Raw genomic sequence first — 20,993 nt, 5'->3', positions numbered from 1 at the left:
TTCTTCGTTATTTTTGAATGTGCCGGTACAGAATTCGGAAGCCATAGGGATCCAGGGAAATGCTCATTACCCCGTTCGTCGGCACCACCGCTTCCTCGGTGAGGGCATCTCGCCAATCGCTCGTTTGCATCGGATGGGTGAGGGTGACTGGCTTCGGGGTATTGTTCATCCACACGGTAAAATGCATTTTCTCATCCATTCGTTCGTATACGATGCACGGATCCCCCGGTTCCGCATGCAAAAATCGAAAATGACCGTGACGAAGCGCCGGGTGCTGCTTGCGCAACCTGATCATCAGCTTGTAGAAATCGTAAAGCTCACGGTCCTGTTTGCTGCGATCCCACTCCATGCATTTTCGGCAATCGGGATCCCCGTCGCCGGTAAGTCCGATCTCGTCGCCGTAAAACAAACAAGGCGTCCCGATATACGTAAACAGAAACACCACGCAGAGCTTGAGCTTGCGCTTGTCGCCGCCGACGCGGGTCAGCAGGCGCGGGGTATCATGACTTCCCAGCATGTTGAAGATCACTTCATTCGTTTGATGCGGATATCGCATGATCAGCGCACCCATCTCATCGGAGAAGGCAGCCCCGTCTACACCGCCGTTAAAAAACTCCAGCACTTTATCCGCAAAGGGATAATTCATCACCGAATCAAATTGATCGCCCAGCAGCCAGTTTAGTGAGTCACTCCATACCTCTCCGATCAAATAGGCTTCCGGGTTTGCCTGTTTCACCACCTGCCGGAACTCCCGCCAGAACGAATGATCGATTTCATTAGCGACGTCAAGCCGCCAGCCGTCCAATTTGATTTCCTTAATCCAATATTCGGCGACTTCCAGCAAATACTTCTTAAGTTCCGGGTTCGCTGTATTAAATTTAGGCATGTTGGGGAAGAACCCAAACGTATCATAAGTCGGAATCCCGTTCTCTACTCTGGCAGGGAACTGGTTGACATGAAACCAACCGGCATAAGGGGAGGCTTCTCCATGTTTGAGGACGTCCTGGAACGGAGGGAAATGCTCCCCGCAATGATTAAAGACCGCGTCCAACACCACCCGGATCCCTCGGTTATGACAATGCTCAACCAACTCCCGCAGCAAGTCGTTGTTCCCAAAGTGAGGGTCAACCTGCTTATAATCGACGGTGTCGTATTTATGGTTGGACGGAGCCAAAAATAGAGGCGTGAGATAAATCGCCGTGATACCCAGGTCCGTCAAATCGTCCAGGTGGTCAATGATTCCCTGCAAATCGCCGCCGAAGTAATTTTCACGGGTCGGCTTGCCTCCCCAGGCTTCGACCGGCTTGGGGTCATTGGAAGGGTCTCCATTGGCGAACCGCTCCGGCATAATCTGATAAAAGACCGCTTGCTTCGCCCATTCCGGCACCCGGACTACTTCGTTTTCATGGATATACGGGAATTCAAAGCATTCCCCCGGCGGTTGAGGGGACTCCGATTGAATCCCCGTGTCCAGCAGGTAAACCGTTTCCGTTCCCGCCGTAAGCTTAAAGGCATAGGAAAGGCGCTTGAACTTGGGACGCACAGCGACCTCCCAATAGTCGAACATGCGATCATGGGCCGTTTTTTCCATCGGCAGCTCCTGGTAGGTTCCCGTCCAATCGTATTTGTCCCCGGTCATCGCAACAACCTGTTCCACATCATCCCGTTTGGTCCGGATGCGAAGATGGATCGTGGTTGAATCATAGGCATACGCCCATTTATCCCGGGGCACATGGTAGAGCGCTTCAAGCAGCACGGATTGGCGCCTCCTCTCGTAAATTCGCTAGGGATGGTGATGATGTTCATTATTCCCCAAGGCAGCAAGGAGCATGAACCCAATGTGAAACATAATTCAGGATTGAATTGACCAAAGTATGATAAATAGGGATTTGCGAGGTTCAATAGGGCAGATCTGTGAAAACTTTTGTATATCATGAAAATTGTTTTGCATATATATGCATTCTGATTTATAATTAGCCCAGTAATCATCATCGAGTGTAATAAGTAAAGCAGAATAGGAGAGAAAAGCATGAAAAAATGGGGCATGTTATTCATAGCGGTCTTGATGGTAACCATGGTGCTGGCCGCTTGTGGTCAGGAAAAAAATAACAGCGGCAACGCGGCAAACAACGCCGGCCAAGCCGCGAACCAAAATGAGACTCAAGCGGGCGGAGACCAAACCGAACCGGCTAAGAAACTGATCGTAGGGATGAGTGCGGACTTCCCGCCGTATGAATTCCACATTAAGAACGACAAAGGCGAAGACGAAATCGTTGGTTTCGACGTAGAAATCGCTAAGGAAATCGCTAAGGATCTGGGCGCTGAGCTGGAGATTAAAGACTTGAAATTCGATACGTTGCTGAACGAGCTGTCGAGCGGACGTGTGGATCTCGTCATTTCTGGACTCAGCCCAACTCCAGAACGTGCTGAACAAATCGACATGTCGCAAATTTACTACAAAGCGGAGCAAGCTGTGGTGACTCGTGAAGCGGACAAAGACAAGTTCAGCACAATGGAATCGCTGGAGGGCGCGAAAATCGGCGTTCAACAAGGTTCCATTCAAGAAGAAATGGCGAAGGAAATTCCGAATGCCAAACTAACCTCGCTGGCTAAAATCAATGACATCATTATGCAGTTGAACTCCAACCGTGTAGATGCTGCTATTTTGGAAGGTCCTGTCGCAGAATCGTTCGTTAAGAACGTTAAAGGCCTGGTCATCACCGATGCCAAGCCGGTAACTGAGGATGAAGGCTACGTGATTGGCATTAAGAAAGGCAACCAAGAGCTGTTGGATCAAGTGAATAAGACGCTCGATCGCTTGATTAGCGCAGGCAGCATCGATCAATTCGTTGCCGAAGCTAGCGAACTGGCCGAAAAATAATCACGATATCCATCCACAGAAAATAGCGAAGCTTTCGCTATTTTCTGTTTTTTTGCTTAAGGGTTTAAGGTAAAGGAGGAGGAAGGAAGGCGTTATGGACTTAATTTCAATGTTTATGGAATACCGCAGTTACTTCTTGGCCGGTGTTCAGTATACCCTACTCTTGGCAGCGATCAGCGTGATATGCGGCTTCTTTCTTGGTTTGTTGATCGCACTATTGCGCATGTCGCCATGGGGGATCCTACGGTTTCTGGGGCATGTGTGGGTTGAATTTCTGCGTGGCACCCCAATGATGGTACAGCTGTTGATTATTCACTACGGGTTCGCATTTATGTTTGATATTAATTTCACCCCGATTCAGTCAGGTGCGATTACATTGTCCATTAACAGTTCGGCTTATTTGGCGGAAATTTTCCGTGCCGGCATTCAAGGTGTCGATCGGGGACAAGGGGAAGCGGCCCGTTCCTTGGGGATGACCAAAGGGATGGCTATGCGCCATATCATCATTCCGCAGGCGATCAAATCGGTGCTTCCCGCGATTGGCAACGAGTTTATTACGATCATTAAAGAATCGTCGATCGTATCGATCATCGGTACGGCCGAGCTGATTTATCAAGCACAGTCCGTCGTGACGATTACGTACGATGGGATGACGCCTTATTTGATCATCGCCATTATGTACTTTATTCTGACATTCACGCTGTCTCGGATTTTGGGCGTGTTCGAAAGGAAGTTGAAGACCAGTGATCACCGTTAAAGGTTTGCATAAAAAATTCGGCCAACTCCATATTTTGCGCGGGATCGATCTGGAAATCTCCAAAGGCGAAGTTGTCGTCGTCATCGGTCCTAGCGGGTCGGGGAAAAGTACGTTTCTCCGCTGCCTGAACCTGTTAGAGGTTCCGACCGAAGGGGAGATCACCTTTGAAGGCGCTTCGATCACCGCCAAGGGACATGACATCAATAAAACCCGCGAGAAAATGGGGATGGTGTTCCAGCACTTTAATCTATTCCCGCACAAGACCGTGATCGACAACATTACGCTCGCGCCGATTCGCGTGAAGAAGCTCGATAAAGGCAAAGCGGAAGCGATCGCCATGGACCTGCTTCGCACGGTTGGACTGGAGGATAAGCGGGACGCCTATCCGGCGCAGCTCTCCGGCGGACAGAAGCAGCGGATTGCGATTGCCCGCGCATTGGCTATGGAGCCGCATGTGATGCTGTTTGATGAACCGACGTCGGCCCTGGACCCGGAAATGGTCGGAGAGGTGCTTGACGTTATGAAGAACCTGGCTGAACGGGGAATGACGATGGTTATCGTTACGCATGAGATGGGATTTGCCCGTGAGGTTGGCGACCGCATCCTGTTTATGGATCAAGGTGTCATTCTGGAGCAAGGTACGCCGCAAGAGGTGTTTGGGGCGCCGAAGCATCAGCGTACGCAGGATTTTTTAAGCAAAGTATTATAAATCTTAAGGACCGTCCGAGCTTCCATTCGGGCGGTTTTTTGTCCTCCGATGGATCGAACGTACGATCTAAATTTACACTCTTTTTACCTTTGAACACAAAAATGTAACCAGTCCAATCAAGCAATTCCGCCGTTTGGTGGGATTTACCTGACCTATTGGTTACAAAATTGTGATATATTAAGTAGGCCGAAACCTGAACTTGAGGTGCGGGGGACGAAAGATGAAAACAGGGGCTGCCTAGCTGACTGTTTTCTTGGGGTGAAGCGTATCGAAGCGATGCGCCGGGAATGATCCTTTTTCCCGAATCCGACAACTAACTCCGCAGGCGCAGTAAAAAGGAGGGCAATTCATTTGAATACTCGTATTTGGTCTAAAATTGCAGCAACGGCGCTGATCGCCGCAAGCCTTACGATTCCGATGCAGACGACTTCCGTCCATGCAGACGCGGTACATAAAGCCGTGGAAGGAGATACTTTTTATCTTCTTGCCAAAAAATATGGCGTAGATATGAATAAGCTCATGGCTGCCAACCCATCCATCAATCCGAAAAATATTTACGCTGGTTTAAAAATCACCATTCCGGGAGTTCAAACCCAAACGACGGGAGTTGCTTCCGCTGCTCCGGCGAAGAAGGAGAGCGCAGCTACGACAACTGCTTCCGCTTCCAAGCTCAAGGTCATGTCTACCGGGAACGTGGTTGAAGCATGGGGGAAAACCTTTACTTACTCGAAAACGATCAATGTGAAAGCATCGGCGTATTCGGCATCAGCTAGTGAGAATGGAAAATGGGGCGCGGTTGACTACTTCGGCAACCCGCTGAAGCTTGGTACCATCGCTGTTGATCCGAATGTCATTCCGATGGGCACAAAGGTGCTGGTGACCGGCCACAACCATGACGGTCTGCCGGATCAGGCTTTTGTAGCTACGGCCACCGATCAGGGGGGCGCAATCAAGGGTAACCGGATTGATATCTTTATTCCCGGCAGCGCAGCAAATGCGAAATCGTTTGGTTTCCAAGATGTGACGCTTTACGTATTAAATTAAACACCTTGTTTAAAAAAGTCGGTCAGAATGTATCCTGGCCGACTTTTTGTGCTTGCTGGCGAAGTGCCTGATTTTCAGAAGATTCCCAATACATCAGCGGTATTTGGTCGTATGCAGCAGCTCGGAAAGATCAACGAATTGATACCCCTGTGCCTGCAAGGCGTCGATGATCTTCGGCAAAGCCTGGATGGTGCCGGTTAAGTCGGAGCCAACGCCGCCGCCTGAGTGCTGAAGGATGATCGAGCCGGGCCCCGCCGTGCGCATCACGTTGGAGATCACTTTGTTCTTGTCGATCCCTTTCCAATCCTGTGAATCCACATTCCAATTGACGAGGGTGTAGCCGTTCTTTTTCGCCCATTGAACCTGTTCTTCCTTGATTTCTCCATAAGGCGGCCGAATCAGCTGGGGACGGTATCCAACGACGTTCTGGATAATTTTCTCCGTGCGTAAAATCTCGCTCTGGAACTGCTTAATGGAGCGGTTGCGGAAGTTCGGATGATTAAAGGAGTGATTGCCGATGAGATGGCCTTCGTGATGCATCCGCCGTAACAGGCCGGGAAACTTCTTAGCCCGTGCACCAACAACAAAGAAGGTGGCTTTGACCCCTTTCCGGTGAAGCACGTCCAAAATTTGCGGCGTAAACCGCGGATCCGGACCATCATCGAAGGTCAGTGCAATCTGCTTCACCTCCGGCCCCCGGAAGATGAAGGTTTCTGAATATTTGCGCCGCAGCTCACCAAGATCTGCCGGCTTGGCACCTGCGGGCACGAGTGCCGCCTTCTTGTCCGCCTGGTCCCCCTGAGATTCTGGCCCTCTGTTTTCGAGATCCAGTGCGGCGGCTTTGACGGGATAAAATTCCGTCCCGCCCACCATGATCAGAGAAGCGGTCATGCAGCAGACCAGAGCATTCTTAAGCTGAATAAGCAATTTGAAGTCCCCCTTCAACCCAAAACTGTACATGTTCTCTAGTATCCCCTAACTTTTTCAGATCATGATGGATTGTGAAAAATTGCGCTGATTTCCTCTCATGATTCGCTGTGAGAGATGTCACAGACGATCCCGCTAAAAAATTGCATCCTTTGATGAAGTGTAATCAAATGGGGTGGGGTGAACATATGGCAATCGTAGTGGCTAACGAGGAAATATCACCAGGGGTGTTCAAACTGTCCGTACAAGGGCGATTTACGGGAAAAATGGGGCAATTCTACATGTTGCGTGCAGGAGAACGCTATCCGTTACTGTCCCGACCGATCAGTATCTTTGATCTCGAAGAGGATCGGCTGGATTTCTTGATCCGGGTTGCGGGGGTAGGTACGACCCGGTTATCTGAACTGAAGCAAGGCGACCGATTGACCTTGGACGGGCCGTTTGGTAACGGGTTTCCGCCGCTGGAGGGAAGAACCGCCTTTGTAGGCGGTGGCATCGGCATCGCTCCGTTTTATTATGCGCTTAGGGAAGCACCGCAGGCAGACGTATATCTCGGTTACAGCCGCGAGCCTTATTTGGTAGAGGAGTTCCGTGCGATGTCCCGCGGCAACGTGACGGTGGATGTAGGCGGCTCGATTCTAGAGAAAGTGGATTTTCGGGCGTACGATACGGTAATTGCTTGCGGGCCTCATCCGATGTTGCATGCCGTCCAGCGCAAACAGGCGGAAAGCGGCGGCCAGGCCAAGGTATACGTCTCCTTGGAGAATCGGATGGCATGCGGAATCGGTGCTTGCCTTGTCTGCAGCGTGAAATGCAGAGACGTCCGGAAGAAGGCTTGCGCTGACGGGCCGGTATTTTTGGCGGAAGAGGTGATGTTTGTATGACGGATTTATCGTGTCGCCTCGCTGGAGTCTTTTTTAAAAATCCGATCGTGATGGCCTCTGGAACGTTTGGCTTTGGTCAGGAATATGGTGCGATTTATGATATCAATCAACTAGGCGGGTTGTCCGGAAAAGGGTTGACGCTGCATCCAAAGGCAGGGAACGAAGGCGTTCGCGTAGCTGAGACAGCGTCGGGGATGTTAAACAGCGTTGGATTGGAGAATCCGGGCATCTACGCCTTCCTGCGTGAGGAATGTCCGAGATGGGAGCAGCTGGATCTGGTACGGATCGTGAATTTGGGTGGGAATACGATTGAAGAGTACGTGGAAGGTGCGAGGCTGATCGATGAGGATGCGGCTTGGCGAAGACGGGAAGGCAGAACCGCTGTTGACATGATCGAGCTGAATATTTCCTGCCCGAACGTCAAAGCCGGGGGCATGGCGTACGGGATCAAAACGGAGATCGCCCGGCAGGTCGTTCGCGAGGTTCGGGCTGCGACGACGCTGCCGCTGATCGTCAAGCTGTCGCCCAACGCCGAGGATATCGTGGGCATGGCGGTGATGTGCCAGGAGGAACAAGCGGATGGCGTTTCGCTGATCAATACGTTTTCGGCGATGAAAATCGACATTACCAAGCGTAGGAGCGTGTTCGACAATCTGTATGCCGGTCTGTCCGGTCCGGCAATTAAGCCAATCGCTTTGCGGATGGTGCATCAAGTCTGTCAAGCCGTAACCCTGCCGGTAATGGGGATGGGCGGCATCAGCTGCGCAGAGGACGTCGTTGAGTTTATTATGGCCGGCGCTGCCGTCGTTCAGGTGGGGACGCATAACTTCGTTCATCTTCGAGCGGGAGAGCAACTGGTCGCTGACCTTACGGCCTGGATGGAGGCTGAAGGGGTTCAAACCTTGGACGAAATTCGCGGAATCCTATAAAATAAAGGGCATACTGTTGTGGAAGGAGCTGCGGAAATTGTCATTTGAGGATATTAAGCTGGAAGCGATCCCGGTTGGCCGCGATTTACTGCTGCTGATAACCGGTGGCGTATCACATATCGGAGCGGCGTCCACCGCTTATCAAGCAGGGGGAGACATTGAAGTATTGACCTCCGCCGTACCGGGACATAAAGAACACACCTTAACCGAGGAATATGCCCGTCGCGCATCGGAGGCACTCGGCCGAACCGTCACTGTGGTCATGGGGATTCATTACGACAATTTAAGCAAAGAAGAAATTATGGAGATTGCAAAGAAAACCTCCGAGATGCTGGATCAATATTTACAGGAGCAGCAAGGGAATGGAGTTGACCGGCAATGAAGTCAGCGGACCAGGCGAAGTTTCGTCGCAAAGCGTTGCCGGTACCTGAAGCCCAGGCAATCGTTCTGCCCTACGCTAAGGAGACAGAATCGGAGACCGTTCCGCTGCCGGAAGCGCTAGGTCGAATCTTGGCGGAGCGGGTAACTGCACCGCATGCATACCCGCATTTTCGCCGTTCAGGGATGGATGGGTTCGCCATTCTGAGCCGAGATACGGTGGGCTGTCATTCCGAACATCCGGTCTTCTTGGAAGTCGTAGACGAGATTCCTGCCGGCTCCGTTCCAACCGTGAAATTGAAGCCAGGGCAAGCAGCCCGGATCATGACCGGGGCGAAAGTTCCCGATGAAGCGGACGCTGTGGTGATGTTTGAGATGACCGAGTCCATTATCCGGGAGGGTAAGCCTTATATCCAATTGATTCGTGAAATTGAGTCGGGGAAGAACATCACGCCAGTTGGCCTCGAATTGTCGGAGGGAGACGTGATCCTCGAGCCTGGCCGCAGGCTGTCAGCCGGTGAACTCTCCGTGCTGGCGACGTTTGGCATTCACCGCGTTCCGGTGAAGAAACGGCCGCGAGTTGCCGTCTTCTCCACAGGCTCAGAGCTGCTGCGGATCGATGAACCGCTCCAGGACGGACGTATCCGTAACAGCAATACCTATATGCTGTACAGTCAAATCTTCGAAGCGGGCGGCGAACCGATCCTGTTGGAGGCGATCGAGGACGACTTGACCCAAGCCAAAGCGCAGGTGGAAGCAGCCATCGCCAATTACGATCTGGTTGTAACCACAGGTGGAGTGTCTGTGGGCAACTACGATATCATGGCCGACCTGTTGTCGAGCGACAGCGTTGAGATGTTGTTTAACAAAGTCACGATGCGGCCAGGCAGCGTCACGTCTGCGGCAGTGAAGGACGGCAAGCTGTTGTTCGCGTTGTCCGGCAATCCCGGGGCTTGCTTTGTTGGCTTCGAGCTGTTTGTCCGCCCGGCAATCGGCCGGATGATGGGGGTTCCGAAGCCGTTCTTGCCTGAGTTAACAGCCGAACTGGCCCGTCCTTACAGAAAAATCAACAATTTTACCCGGTTCGTACGCGGCCGGTTGGAGGTTCGGAAAGGCAAGCTTTACGCGATTCCGGCGGAGCTGGATGAATCGGGCGTGATGATCACCATCAAGGATAGCGATGCATTAATCGTGATTCCTCCTTCTAACACGGGGATGCAAGCGGGCGAACAGGTGACGGTACTGAAGCTGCCAGGCAGCGATTTCTGATGCGGTTTGTTGATAGGCAGGACGAGGGAGGAAACGGGCGTGGTACCGGTAGTACAGATCGTCGGTTATAAAAACAGCGGGAAAACAACGCTCATTACCCGGCTGGTGAAGATATTTAATGGCATGAATCTTCGCGTGGCCGTTATCAAACATGACCTGCACGGATTTGAAGCCGATCGAGAGGGGACCGATTCGTTTCGCTTTCGAGAGGCGGGAGCGGCGGCGGCTGCGATTACTTCGCCATGGCGAACGGCCGTTTTTGAGGAGCAGGAAACATCGCTTGCGAAGCTGATTGAGCATTTTACTGAATATGATTTGATCTTGGTTGAAGGCTTCAAACATGAAACGTATCCGAAAATGGTCCTGCTGCGCTCCGCAGAGGACGAGCCGTTGATCCAGGAACTGCAGCAAGTCATCGCCATTGTCCAGAAGGAGGCGGACTTCCCCGCCAACGAGTCGGGGCCACGCCGGTTTCAACGGGATGAGGTCGAGCATATGGCGGAGTACATACGACAAAACTGGATGTAGGCTAATGCAAAGAGGACTTCCTGCCGTTGAGACGGGAAGTCCTCTTGTTGTATGCAACCTGCTAACCGCTGACCCGGCGCTCAATCGCTTCGGACATCGTCTTGTCCGTAAGATGCGCATACACCTCGGTCGTTTCGGTTGAGGCGTGACCGAGCTGCTCTTTGGTCTTGTAAATATCGTTCTGCAAATAATAGTCGGTGGCGAAGGAATGCCGTAGCTTATGAACCGTCAGGTACGGCTTGCCGAAACGTTTGGCGTACTTGATGATCATCGCTTGGATCGCGCGTTTGGTCATCCGTTTTCCTTCTTTTTGTCCGTTGGGTATGGCCACAAACAGGGCCTTCTCCCGCTTGGGCGTACGGTATCGCGCCTGCCGAAGCGTCAGATAGGCGGCCAAATCGTCCCTGCACTGCTCTCGGAAGTACACCGGCGTTTTGAACGACTCGTCGTTGTTGCCTTTCCGATAAACATAAATCAGCTTATTCGCCAGGTCCAAATCATCGATATTCAGGTTGACGACCTCGGAGACGCGTAATCCGGAATTCAGAATCAAGCTGGCGATGCAGGCATCGCGCTCCTTGTTCAGCTCATACGCATAAAGCGCCTGTTTATTGTCTGCAATATCCCGGCCATATCCTTCGGCGATGTAGGCGATAAATTCGGTTAACTCGTCTTCTTCCAAAATTTTGCCCTTGAGTTTAGCCGCTGTATCCTTCGGTTTATGGATCCGTTTGATTTCCACCTTCGCCATAATGTTTCGTTTTAACAGCGGGTAAAAGTTCTCGTCCTCGGCAATTTGGCTGAGATAGTGGAACAACGAGCGCAAGGAGGACATTTTTCGCGAGACCGTAATTTTGGAGTTGGTGCTTTCGGTTCGTGTGGTTAAGTGAAGCCGATACCCCACAATGCTCTCCATATGCAGAGTCTCCAGATCGTGGAGTGTGACTTGGGCGTTCGTCTGCGCTGCAGTTAAGCCTTCCGCCCGCAGCCAGCTGAAGAACTGTTCGTAATCCCGTACATACTCTAAAAGTGTAGAAGGGGAGAGATCCGGCAGCTTATAATCGATAAACTGCTGCACGAACCAGGGCATATGTACAACCTTCTCATCCAGTTTCTTGCGGTCGATCGCTTTTTGAATTTGCATGGGAGTACCTCCTGAATGGCTGATTATCGATGAGAGCCACGAACGTAGAAAATATAATCTGGTTCCCCGTGCGTTTGCGGTACCTCGCGGATCTCCACGTCTCCGAACGCCTCCCTGAGCCGACGCGCGAAATCCGGAGAAGGAGTAGCGCTCCAGAAGGAGAGGCAGCCGCCGGGCCGCAACCGGCGTTGCAGCGCCGCCAGACCGGCTTCATCGTATAACGAAGCATTGTCGTCAAACACTTTCCAGTCCGGTCCGTTATCGATGTCGAGACAGATTAGATCAAAGGTCTCTGCCGTCTCACGAATCCAGGCGACAAGATCCGCATGAATCAACCTCGTTCTCGCATGCGCTAAGGCATGATCGTTCACATGCGCCAAAACGGTCCGGTTCCATTCAATGACCTTGGCTTCAATCTCCACGACGGTCGCTTCCTTTACGCGGGGATCGAGAAGTGCTTCCTGCAGAGAAAAGCCAACCCCTAAGCCTCCGATCAGAACCTTCTCGGGGGAGGGGACCCGTTCCAGTGCGCGGCGGACCAGCAAGCGTTCAGACTCGCCGTTATACGTCGCCATCAGAAAGGTGCCGTTGCTGATGATTTCGAACTCCTCGCCGCGCCGTTGTAGTTGGATTTCCCCACGGGGTGTTTCGGCGCGTTCGATGATTTCAACAGGCAAATCGATATGATTCATCAGAGTAACCTCCTGTAAGTTGACGAAAGAAAAATTATGTAAACTAACCGACATGCTATTTCGATTTCAATTTCAGCAGGGCGTGATTAAATTTCTGCAGTAAGGCGGCAAACGCTTCCGTGTCTTCCTTCGGCCAATGCTTTGACACCTACCGCGCCATGGGCATTGATCCGATGCAGCAGCAGGTATGCGGCACGGTCTAAATTCCCGTTTTTTCGGGAAGCAGTTACAGTGGTCATCCGCCGATAAAGGACGGCCATCTCCAGCTCAATCGTTTCTAGCGATTTGTCATCCATAATTACGAATACCTCACAGCCAAATAGGATAAGTTTATCGTATCATAGAATGGAGAGGAAATTAAATGAATGCGGGCTTTCACAAGGAGAAAGCGTTTTTACGCATTCCAAGCAATTGACAACAATTTATATAGTTGCATGAGGGGGATAACCATGCAAGCGCATGAGATCATGATCAAACACGTGTACAAAGTCAAAGAGACCGATACGGTACGTTCTGTGATTGAAAGATTCATGGAATACCGGATCAGTGGACTTCCGGTGGTGAATGAACGCAATGAGATCGTGTCCTATATCAGTGACGGCGATATTATGCGTTACATCGGTAAACATCGCGACGTTGTGGTGGATTCGATTTATTACGTTGCTGTGTTTAAAGGGGACCAGGAGGACTTTGAACAGCGTATACGGCGCCTGCTTGACCTCAACGTCATGGAAATCGGGAAGAAGAAAGTATACACCGTGTCGTGGGATGAGGAAATTGAGAACATTGCGGCGATCTTAGGGAAGAAGCAGATTAAGAAACTCCCGGTCGAACGCAACGGGGTGCTGGTCGGAATTATCAGCCGGGGAGATGTGATCAGGCATTCCTTTAAATCATTTTTATAACTCGGGAAAGGAGTCTTTATGTCCCAATGGGTGATTATCGCGGCAGTCATCGCCGCCGGGGCGGTGCTGGGGAACAACAATAGCATGTAAAGCATGTCGATGAAGTGAAGGCAGGCCATTGATCCATCGATAGAATGCAGCGAAGAAGTGTGGAGTAGAGGCATAAAAGCAAACATTTAACCAAGTGAATTATAATGATTAATAAGATAAAATAAACATAAAAACGTCCGGTACTGCAGATTCGCATTCCGGACGTTTTTTTGCGCATCTTGGGAGTGATTACAGATCAAGTTTGGCGATTTCCGCTTTTAACTTATTCGCTGAAGCATGGAACCGAGTCAGCTCCTCATTGTCCAGCTTCAAATCCAGCACTTCGCGGACGCCAGAGCGGTCAACGATACTCGGTACGCCAAGATAAACATCAGAGACGCCGTTATAATCCGTCAGCAACGTCGAGACGTTCAGAACGGAGCCTTCGTTTTGCAAGATCGAGACGATGATGCGGTCCAACGCCAGCGCGATCGCGTAGTAAGTAGCTCCTTTGGCGTTGATGATCTCGTATGCAGCGTTTTTCGTATTGTTGAAGATCTCTTCACGGTCCTCATCAGAGAACTCCAAGCCGATGCCGGCGACGTTTGCCAAGCTCCAAAGTGGAACCTCGGAATCCCCGTGTTCGCCTATGATATGAGCATGAATGCTACGCGGGTTAATTTTCTTGTTCTGTCCAATTAGGTAACGGAAACGTGCGCTGTCAAGCAGGGTACCGGAACCGATAACGCGATTGGACGGGAATCCGCTTTTCTTCAATGTAACGTAGGACAGGATATCGACCGGGTTCGTTGCTACGAGAATGATGCCGTGATTATTGTATTTCACGATATTTTGAATGATACTGTCGAAGATGACGGCATTCCGTTTGAGCAAATCGATCCGGGTCTCGCCGGGACGTTGAGAAGCGCCTGCCGCGATCACAATGACGTCAGCATCAGCGCAATCGCTGTAATCTCCAGCCCACAGCTTCACACCTCCCGTGAAGGGAAGACCATGGTTCATGTCAAGGGCTTCGCCCAGCGCCTTCTCCTTATTGACGTCAATCAAGACCAGCTCGGACACCCGTTCTCTTAAGAGCAGCGTATAAGCGGTAGTCGCACCAACCGCCCCTGTGCCGATGATTACAACCCGGCTGGAACTCATCTTGTTTTTCATTTTTTTCATCTCCTTGTCGTGTTCTCCATGCTTTAGCTTGCACCGTTGGTTGGGTTCTTAACCTTAAGTGATACAAGCACTCTTGGGCGCTTCGCTGCGTTTAAGAATGAAGCGCGTATGTATTGGGTTACACCCATTGTACCTGAAGAAAGTTCTAAATTTAAAGTAAAATCTGGAATGTTCGTATTTTAAATAATAATGAATAGGCAAACGGGATCTATCAGCACGATAACCGTCTTCTTAGGGAGGCGGTTTATTTTTATCCTCTTTGAAATAATTAAAACATAATATATGTTATGTTAACAAAATGTCGCTTTTTAAAAGTTGTTATCACTTTGTAACCAGCGATTAACGATTCTGTAAGGACGAAACTCTCGCTTTATATTATTCTATTAAATAGAAAAAGAGAGAGAGGAATCCGGTGAATGAGATGTCGCCTTACGGTAAACGAACTGAAAAGCATGGAGAGCGTAACACACAATCCAAAATAATTCGGCGTACGAGATGGATCATCACAGCTGCGCTCGTGCTGACGGCATCTTCCCTGGCATTGACTGCGGTGGCAGTCGCCCCACTGATCAACAAATCCCTTCCGCACAAGTCGTCAACCCGGGTGGTTATCCCGGCAAAATTGGCATCCGCAGGGGAAACGGAGAAGGGGCAGAGCGTTAATCTTGCAAATTCACAGCAAACGACGGAGCCTACCGTTACACCGGCGGATTCAAACAGTACCCCGGCAGAATCAAGTAACACCCAGGCGGAGCCGAAGGGGACTCCGAGCAAGGAAGATGGTGCTTCCCAGACAGCTGAATCCGACCCGGCACCTGCTACACCTGCCGCACAACCTGCGGTCGAAACGAAATCCCCAGCGCAGCAGGATAAAAAAACGAAATCGACTGTGAAGCCAAAAGTAATTTATCTGACCTTTGATGACGGACCTAGCAAATATACGGAGCAGTTGCTTGATATTTTGGAGCATTATCAGATACATGGCACTTTCTTTATGATTGGGAATCAGCTCAGCAAAAATGAGAAAATCGTGAATCAGGCTTTGCAGGAAGGTCATTACATAGGTCTGCACAGTATGACGCACAACAAGAAGATTTTATATGACGGCAAAGGATCGGCTCACTTCATCGAAGAATTTACGAAGGAACAGAAGCTGATGGAGAAGCTTACCGGCACTTCCCCGACCTTGATTCGTGCGCCGTACGGCAGCAAACCGGAAATCGGTGAGAAGTTCCGCGGTGATATTGCGAAAGCGGGATTTAAGATGTGGGACTGGACGGTGGACTCCATGGACTGGAAATACCCGAACAGCCCGAGCACAATCCTTAAAGAAGTAAAGCGTCAAACGCACCGGGATACTGAGGTGATTCTGTTGCATGAGAAAGCGCAGACGGTAAAGATTTTGCCTCAAATTATCGAATATTTGCAAAGCAAAGGATACGCCTTTGCCGTTTATAAACCCAATCAGCATTTCACGGTGAATTTTGGGAACGATCCCCGTTTATAACGGCGAGAAAAACATCTATGTTATAATGATTCATATCTAACTGCAGAAAGCGAGGTGGTTCAGGTTGAGCCTGTGGCTTAAGATTGCCGGAACCGCCCTGGGTATGGTGCTGCTTCTGACGGCTTGCAATTCCGAGCCGCCTCCGGCTGCCACTCCGGTACTAGACGAGCCTTCTGAGGATGGACAAACGATCACAGTGATTAATCCTGCAGCTTCCGAGAACCAGGGAAATCCTGCCGCCGCTCCGGCGGAGAACACGAATAACCGCTACCAGATTCAAACCCGTCTCACCGATTTTCAATTGCTCAGTGAAACGACGGGACTAGCGTGGGGGATTACGCGTAACGAGCTGCGGCTTTATATTACAGCAGACAACGGCAAAACGTGGACGAATATCTCACCTGCCGCCTCCGTACCGTTTGCTACCACGCCGGAGTATGCCAAGGATATCTTTTTTCTAGATCCGAATCATGGCTTTATCGTACGAAATTCTGCCGGTTCCGGAGATACGATTGTCCTGCGTACAACCGACGGCGGAACCACTTGGAAGGTAACTTCATTCCCTGGAGAAGGGGAAGTGAAGGCCATGGTATTTGCCGATCCGGATCATGGATGGTTGCTCTCCGAGGTTAACATGCGGGAGAATGGAGCACGGTCTTTATATGAGACGGATGACGGAGCCCAAACCTTTGAAGTTCTGCTTGGGGGGACGGATCCGATGCGTCTCCTGTCAGAGGACAGCCCTTCATTGATACCTGGCACGCAAACATCGATGGCCTTTACGAGCCCGCTGCACGGTTTTGTAACCGAAATCAATCAAGGACTTCCAACGTTATATACGACCCAAAACGGCGGGTTAACCTGGACTCAAAATCTTCATTTCTTTAATCCGAACAAGTATAAAACCTGCGACAGCTTTACGGTTGGGCCTGTGTCCTTCTTCTCCGGCAGCGTGAAAGAGGGCTGGATTCCTGTCGGCTGCACCCGGGGGGATTCCACCAAATTCAACGGTTACTTTACGGAAGATGCCGGCAGCACTTGGACGTTAGCGCCGTTTCAGTTGTCCTGGCAAACCGGTCTAAACGAGAAGCTGGCTCCGACTTTCTTAACGCCTAACGAAGGTTGGACGATTTTGGATTCAACGGTCTATCATACGTTAAACCAAGGCGCGAGCTGGGAGCCGTTGCCGGAAAACAAAAAATTGGTCGAAACGCTGGAGGACTACCCTGAAATTGTGAAGCTTCAGTTCTTTAATTCCCGAGTGGGGTGGCTGTTAGTTGCCCAAGAGAATCAGAAGCGTTCGCTCCTGATGCAAACGAAGGATGGGGGACGAACCTGGCAGGTGCTATAAACGGATAATAAAAGCAAGCATGGCGTGGGATCCATGCTTCTTTTGTGTAGAAACGGGCAGAATGATAATGTTCATTATATTGTGAAAATTATCACGTACTATTCTCGGACTTTGTGATATATTTAACTTGTAAGGAAGATCAATCACAGGCAAGCCAAAATCGGAGCGAACGCTCCCATAATGATAGGAGTGGAGCCTTATGAAAACTGTTCAAGAAGAATTTGTAACCCGCAATTACCTGCAGTTCTGCTACACCTGTGAAGATGCACATCTGTGCACGACAGAAGAAGCTTGCAAAGCTTGTTGGGCAGAGAAAGGACTTGACGAGGCGTTCGAAATGGAAGCCGATGGCGCTGAAGAGACCCGTCAACTGTTGTTTGAGTACTATGCTTAATATAGATCGTTCTTGCTTCACACCATAGTAACCTCCATTCGTAACCACGAATCGGAGGTTTTTCTTTTTCTCTAAGATATCTTGGACAAGAGTGGCATATTTTCCGGACACGATGAATAACAAGTTTTTTTCAGGTCCGCATATACTTAGGGGGAAAGGAGAGAACAGCGGTACGGAGCAACCTCTCGAAGGAGGGATAAGCGATGCAGTCGTGGACGGAAATGTTTGGGGTAGTGGAAACGGCGCTGCCAATCTTGTTTGTTGTCATCCTCGGAATCCTGGCTGCGACAGCAGCAGGAGGGCTTCTTCGCGCGATCGGAAACCACCGGCAGCCTGTACTTAGCGTCCATTCCGTAATCGTCGGAAAACGGACCGAAGTCAGCCACCGCCATGACACCGACACCTCGGTGAACCGTTCTGACACGAAGTATTATATGACCTTCGAGGTCGAAAGCGGTGACCGTTTGGAGTTTGCCGTGTCGGGAGTGGAATACGGGCAATGTGCGGAAGGAGACGAAGGCAAGCTGACATTCCAGGGCCGTCGTTATCATGGGTTCGAGCGGTCTGTTCGCACCTATCGGACTGAGCTGCAGGAATACCGAAAATTTCATAGCTCCGGGTAAGCGAGAAAATCGATAGACCCACGATAATCACAGGAAAGGCAGGCAGAGTAAGGTTGATAAAGGCTGGACAGCACAAAAACAGAAGCGTCTCAATTCGTCGGACGATCCCGACTCTTGTGTACGCTTCTGTTTTTTGTTTGGATTAAATGGATAAGGCCTTGGTTTCCGCTTGTTCCAGGATCATCTGAGCAACAGCCCGGCCGCTGGAGAAAGCGCGTTCAGCTAACTCACCTTTCCCTTGACAGCCGTCGCCGCAGAAGAAGAACGGAACACCTGCCAAACGGTTGGGCAGCAGTTGATTGGTGTAAATATTTTTGACGCTGGCGACCATCGCTTTCTTCGACACGCGTTTGACCTCAACAAACTCGCGCCAATTCGGATAGTACGTATCAAACAGGGCTTCCATCTGCTGGGTTTTCTGTTCCAGGTATTGCTTCTTCTGCTCCTCATCAGGGAAGTCGTCGTTCAAGTAGGCGATGCCTTGCAATAACTGACCATGAACGGGAGCCACCGTAAAATCCGTGGCAGAGACATCGCTGATAAAGATCTTATGATCGATGTCGCTGATATAGTGGAACGGACGGGCAACGACTTTGGAAAAGCCCACATCATAAACCAGCACTTCGGTCGAGGTGTTGTTCTTGTACGGTTCCAGTGCATTTGCCCAAGGCGTTTCCTCCAGCAGTTTGGTCACCTGTTGTACTGGCATGGCGAAGATCACTTGATCGTACACAAGCTGCTGTCTTGTTTTCGTGTTCAACACGAATTTCCCGTCTTCCATCGTAATCGATTCGACCGGCTCCTTAACCGTGATCTCCCAGGACTCATTGTCTTGGATTTTATGGATCAATTGGTCGGTAATTGTCGCCCAACTGCCAAGAATGTAGCTGACCGGCCGGCTGGAGAGGAAGAGGTTATGGTAATATTCAGAGATGACCGAACCCGGCACCTTGCGCGCTTCCTCCGGTGTAATGAAGAAGTTGGAACAAACCAGATGCTCCCACAGTTCTTTCACGTCTGCCGATGCGTGTGAATGCTCCAAATATTCGCCAAGCGTGCGATACTGCTTCAAATGATGGATGTTACCGATCACGGCCGCGATTTCGGCGACAAACCGGACTTTCTCCATAGGAGTCAACACATTCGTCTTCATAATGTTCATGAAATCGAGCGGGGCAGGGGTTAACCGTCCGTGCTTTGCGTACATCACTTTACGCTTATCGACCTGCTTGCTCTGGAATTTCAAATGCAGCTCTTCTTCCATAGCATGGAGCGTATGTCTGTCGATGCCGTATACTGCGTGTGCTCCATAGTTCAGAGTAAATCCCGATTTCTCATAGGTGAAAGCACGTCCGCCGAGCTGGGGGCTCCGTTCAAACACGGTACCAGACGTATTGCCGTTGTCCGACAGGTATGCAGCAGCCGTAAGCCCGGCCAGGCCGCCGCCAATAATCGCGATTTTCATGAGGTAACCTCCTAAAAGGTAAAATGAAGCAACCGTTTTATAAACAAACAAGCAAAACCGTATAAAAAAACATTATTTATCTACAGTATATGCTATTCATGTAAGCGCGTCCATAGAAACAGACACGAAATGTTCGATATTGTAATCGCATTCACGTAAAAACCTTGCATTCACGACTTGACACCGAATTTTTACCAGATGCTAGCACCAAAATAGGCAGATGCACATAAAATATACCGTTCAGCAAAGAGGGAGGAGGAGCCAACTTGGCCGTCATTAAAGCAAACTCCGAAGACGTGAGGCTGCTGGCGCGCCTGATGCGCGCGGAAGCGGAAGGAGAAGGCGAACAGGGCATGTTAATGGTCGGCAATGTCGGCGTAAACCGAATCCTGGCGAATTGCCTGGATTTTCGGGATATTCGTGACATGAATCGGATGGTGTTTCAGAGACCCGGCGGGTTCGAAGCCACGGTGAGGGGATATTTCTACCAACGCGCACGCGACCGGGATATCCGCTTGGCGCAGCGCGCGATCAACGGGGAACGCATTTGGCCGGCAACCAATGCGTTATGGTTTTTCCGGCCGACAGAAGATTGTCCTGCCACCTGGTACAACCAACAAAATACCGGCCGCTTTAAGGCGCATTGCTTCTTTGCTCCATCCGCGGAAGATTGCCCAGCCGTCTATTAACTCTGTCATTTGCTTGATTAATCATAAGGAGGAATGGATTAGATGTTTACTCAACAATTCCGGCAAGCCGCATATCCCGCAGGCCATAGTACTTATCCGATGATGCCGATAGGAGGAGGATATCCACAAACAACCGGAACCGGCATGCCGCCGCAAGTAGCCAGCGGGAGCCCGATTACGCCCAGTGGAACGGTGATGCCGTTGCCGCAGCAGGCTTTTGAGCAATCTTACATTGAAAATATTTTTCGTCTGAATTTAGGCAAAGTCGGCACGTTCTACATGACCTACGAGAACAACAGCGAATGGAACGCGAAAGTCTTTAAAGGCGTACTGGAAGCCGCCGGACGCGATCATATCATTATCAGCGATCCGGTTACTGGCGTGCGGACCGTGATGCTGATGGTCAATTTCGACTACGCTACGTTCGACGAGCCGCTGATATATCAATACCCTGGCGTGATTGGTTCCCCGCCGCCAACTCGTTAAATTCATTCAGGTTCCCTTGCACTTCCAAGGGGGCCTTTTTGTTTATTTTTCCAGCCTGCCACGCCTGTTCGCTAGGAATACCGCAGCGTTTGACTGTGTAGTGTATAATAATATAATTAAGATGAATTTATATATGGCATGTAACTGTTTGGAAATAAAGGAGATGAATCCCTTGGGAAATTAAAGCTGTCGTTCTTATATGGAATGCAATGGAAT

Annotated in this window: 23 protein-coding genes and 1 riboswitch; of the genes, 16 read left to right on the top strand and 7 right to left on the bottom strand. The window is 50.4% G+C overall.

Translation table 11 applies throughout. The annotated features are described in order from the left end of the window. Window positions 1–7: 7 nt before the first annotated feature. Window positions 8–1,756 (bottom strand): alpha-glycosidase, encoded by a 1,749-nt coding sequence (locus tag NSQ80_RS10760; protein WP_260070292.1) that lies wholly within the window; start codon window positions 1,754–1,756, stop codon window positions 8–10. A 273-nt stretch (window positions 1,757–2,029) separates the two neighbouring features. On the opposite strand from NSQ80_RS10760, the gene NSQ80_RS10755 reads away from it, so the two are divergent. The 4 genes from NSQ80_RS10755 to NSQ80_RS10740 all read left to right on the top strand — a co-directional run bounded on the left by NSQ80_RS10755 (window position 2,030) and on the right by NSQ80_RS10740 (window position 5,391). Beyond that, window positions 2,030–2,881 (top strand): transporter substrate-binding domain-containing protein, encoded by an 852-nt coding sequence (locus NSQ80_RS10755; protein WP_009226159.1) that lies wholly within the window; start codon window positions 2,030–2,032, stop codon window positions 2,879–2,881. Between the two features lie 94 nt (window positions 2,882–2,975). Beyond that, a complete protein-coding gene (locus NSQ80_RS10750; protein WP_009226158.1) occupies window positions 2,976–3,638 on the top strand; it encodes an amino acid ABC transporter permease in 663 nt (220 codons plus the stop codon). Continuing rightward, a complete protein-coding gene (locus NSQ80_RS10745) occupies window positions 3,625–4,347 on the top strand; it encodes an amino acid ABC transporter ATP-binding protein (protein WP_009226157.1) in 723 nt (240 codons plus the stop codon). Before NSQ80_RS10750 ends, NSQ80_RS10745 begins: the two co-directional genes overlap by 14 nt. Window positions 4,348–4,521: 174 nt before the next feature. Beyond that, a riboswitch (cyclic di-AMP (ydaO/yuaA leader) is annotated at window positions 4,522–4,690 on the top strand. A 74-nt stretch (window positions 4,691–4,764) separates the two neighbouring features. After that, window positions 4,765–5,391: a 3D domain-containing protein gene (locus NSQ80_RS10740; protein WP_157273495.1), complete on the top strand. Its 627-nt coding sequence runs from the start codon at window positions 4,765–4,767 to the stop codon at window positions 5,389–5,391. Window positions 5,392–5,484: 93 nt separating this feature from the next. Here NSQ80_RS10740 and NSQ80_RS10735 read toward each other — a convergent pair whose 3' ends face one another. Further along, complete coding sequence (locus tag NSQ80_RS10735) at window positions 5,485–6,318, bottom strand: polysaccharide deacetylase family protein (RefSeq protein WP_232282338.1); 834 nt, start codon at window positions 6,316–6,318, stop codon at window positions 5,485–5,487. A 188-nt stretch (window positions 6,319–6,506) separates the two neighbouring features. On the opposite strand from NSQ80_RS10735, the gene NSQ80_RS10730 reads away from it, so the two are divergent. From NSQ80_RS10730 to mobB, 5 genes are read left to right on the top strand one after another with little or no spacing between them, the layout of a single operon-like run. After that, window positions 6,507–7,202 carry a dihydroorotate dehydrogenase electron transfer subunit gene (locus tag NSQ80_RS10730; protein ID WP_260070291.1) on the top strand — a complete coding sequence of 232 codons (696 nt, stop codon included), beginning with the start codon at window positions 6,507–6,509 and terminating at the stop codon, window positions 7,200–7,202. Continuing rightward, window positions 7,199–8,131 (top strand): dihydroorotate dehydrogenase, encoded by a 933-nt coding sequence (locus tag NSQ80_RS10725; protein WP_009226153.1) that lies wholly within the window; start codon window positions 7,199–7,201, stop codon window positions 8,129–8,131. The genes NSQ80_RS10730 and NSQ80_RS10725 overlap by 4 nt, the downstream gene beginning before the upstream one ends. Window positions 8,132–8,168: 37 nt before the next feature. Beyond that, a complete protein-coding gene (locus NSQ80_RS10720; RefSeq protein WP_009226152.1) occupies window positions 8,169–8,513 on the top strand; it encodes a hypothetical protein in 345 nt (114 codons plus the stop codon). Continuing rightward, window positions 8,510–9,778 carry a gephyrin-like molybdotransferase Glp gene (glp, locus tag NSQ80_RS10715; RefSeq protein ID WP_260070290.1) on the top strand — a complete coding sequence of 423 codons (1,269 nt, stop codon included), beginning with the start codon at window positions 8,510–8,512 and terminating at the stop codon, window positions 9,776–9,778. The genes NSQ80_RS10720 and glp overlap by 4 nt, the downstream gene beginning before the upstream one ends. A 39-nt stretch (window positions 9,779–9,817) precedes the next feature. Then, on the top strand, window positions 9,818–10,306 hold the full coding sequence (mobB, locus tag NSQ80_RS10710) for a molybdopterin-guanine dinucleotide biosynthesis protein B (protein ID WP_260070289.1): 489 nt from the start codon (window positions 9,818–9,820) through the stop codon (window positions 10,304–10,306). A 61-nt stretch (window positions 10,307–10,367) separates the two neighbouring features. On the opposite strand, the gene xerS is transcribed toward mobB, so the two are convergent. The 3 genes from xerS to NSQ80_RS10695 form a co-directional block, all read right to left on the bottom strand. Next, on the bottom strand, window positions 10,368–11,450 hold the full coding sequence (gene xerS, locus NSQ80_RS10705; protein ID WP_009226149.1) for a tyrosine recombinase XerS: 1,083 nt from the start codon (window positions 11,448–11,450) through the stop codon (window positions 10,368–10,370). A 23-nt stretch (window positions 11,451–11,473) separates the two neighbouring features. Then, a complete protein-coding gene (locus tag NSQ80_RS10700; RefSeq protein ID WP_036646029.1) occupies window positions 11,474–12,142 on the bottom strand; it encodes a spermine/spermidine synthase in 669 nt (222 codons plus the stop codon). Window positions 12,143–12,228: 86 nt separating this feature from the next. Further along, window positions 12,229–12,438, bottom strand: a complete 210-nt coding sequence (locus NSQ80_RS10695; RefSeq protein WP_009226147.1) for a hypothetical protein — start codon at window positions 12,436–12,438, stop codon at window positions 12,229–12,231. A 153-nt stretch (window positions 12,439–12,591) separates the two neighbouring features. Here NSQ80_RS10695 and NSQ80_RS10690 point away from each other — a divergent pair, with 153 nt between their 5' ends. After that, window positions 12,592–13,047: a CBS domain-containing protein gene (locus NSQ80_RS10690; RefSeq protein WP_009226146.1), complete on the top strand. Its 456-nt coding sequence runs from the start codon at window positions 12,592–12,594 to the stop codon at window positions 13,045–13,047. 279 nt (window positions 13,048–13,326) lie between these two features. Here NSQ80_RS10690 and NSQ80_RS10685 read toward each other — a convergent pair whose 3' ends face one another. After that, a complete protein-coding gene (locus NSQ80_RS10685; protein ID WP_260070287.1) occupies window positions 13,327–14,253 on the bottom strand; it encodes an L-lactate dehydrogenase in 927 nt (308 codons plus the stop codon). Window positions 14,254–14,683: 430 nt separating this feature from the next. On the opposite strand from NSQ80_RS10685, the gene NSQ80_RS10680 reads away from it, so the two are divergent. From NSQ80_RS10680 to NSQ80_RS10665, 4 genes are all read left to right on the top strand, one after another. Then, complete coding sequence (locus tag NSQ80_RS10680; protein ID WP_339302168.1) at window positions 14,684–15,769, top strand: polysaccharide deacetylase family protein; 1,086 nt, start codon at window positions 14,684–14,686, stop codon at window positions 15,767–15,769. Window positions 15,770–15,833: 64 nt separating this feature from the next. After that, window positions 15,834–17,120 (top strand): hypothetical protein, encoded by a 1,287-nt coding sequence (locus NSQ80_RS10675; protein ID WP_232282337.1) that lies wholly within the window; start codon window positions 15,834–15,836, stop codon window positions 17,118–17,120. 199 nt (window positions 17,121–17,319) lie between these two features. After that, entirely contained in the window at window positions 17,320–17,514 is a 195-nt protein-coding gene (locus NSQ80_RS10670; protein WP_009226142.1) for a hypothetical protein, read from the top strand. 203 nt (window positions 17,515–17,717) lie between these two features. After that, complete coding sequence (locus NSQ80_RS10665) at window positions 17,718–18,137, top strand: DUF2500 domain-containing protein (RefSeq protein ID WP_009226141.1); 420 nt, start codon at window positions 17,718–17,720, stop codon at window positions 18,135–18,137. 142 nt (window positions 18,138–18,279) lie between these two features. On the opposite strand, the gene NSQ80_RS10660 is transcribed toward NSQ80_RS10665, so the two are convergent. Further along, the gene (locus tag NSQ80_RS10660; RefSeq protein WP_009226140.1) at window positions 18,280–19,602 is read right to left on the bottom strand and encodes an FAD-dependent oxidoreductase; all 1,323 of its coding nucleotides are present in this window, start codon (window positions 19,600–19,602) and stop codon (window positions 18,280–18,282) included. Between the two features lie 266 nt (window positions 19,603–19,868). On the opposite strand from NSQ80_RS10660, the gene NSQ80_RS10655 reads away from it, so the two are divergent. Together NSQ80_RS10655 and gerQ are read left to right on the top strand one after the other, a co-directional pair. Then, window positions 19,869–20,291, top strand: a complete 423-nt coding sequence (locus NSQ80_RS10655; RefSeq protein ID WP_009226139.1) for a cell wall hydrolase — start codon at window positions 19,869–19,871, stop codon at window positions 20,289–20,291. Window positions 20,292–20,333: 42 nt separating this feature from the next. Then, the gene (gerQ, locus tag NSQ80_RS10650) at window positions 20,334–20,777 is read left to right on the top strand and encodes a spore coat protein GerQ (protein ID WP_009226138.1); all 444 of its coding nucleotides are present in this window, start codon (window positions 20,334–20,336) and stop codon (window positions 20,775–20,777) included. Window positions 20,778–20,993 lie beyond the last annotated feature (216 nt).

This window comes from Paenibacillus sp. FSL K6-2441 (genome assembly GCF_037964765.1).
Taxonomy (GTDB): Bacteria; Bacillota; Bacilli; order Paenibacillales; family Paenibacillaceae; genus Fontibacillus; species Fontibacillus phoenicis.
This window is presented reverse-complemented; position numbering and strand designations above follow the sequence as displayed.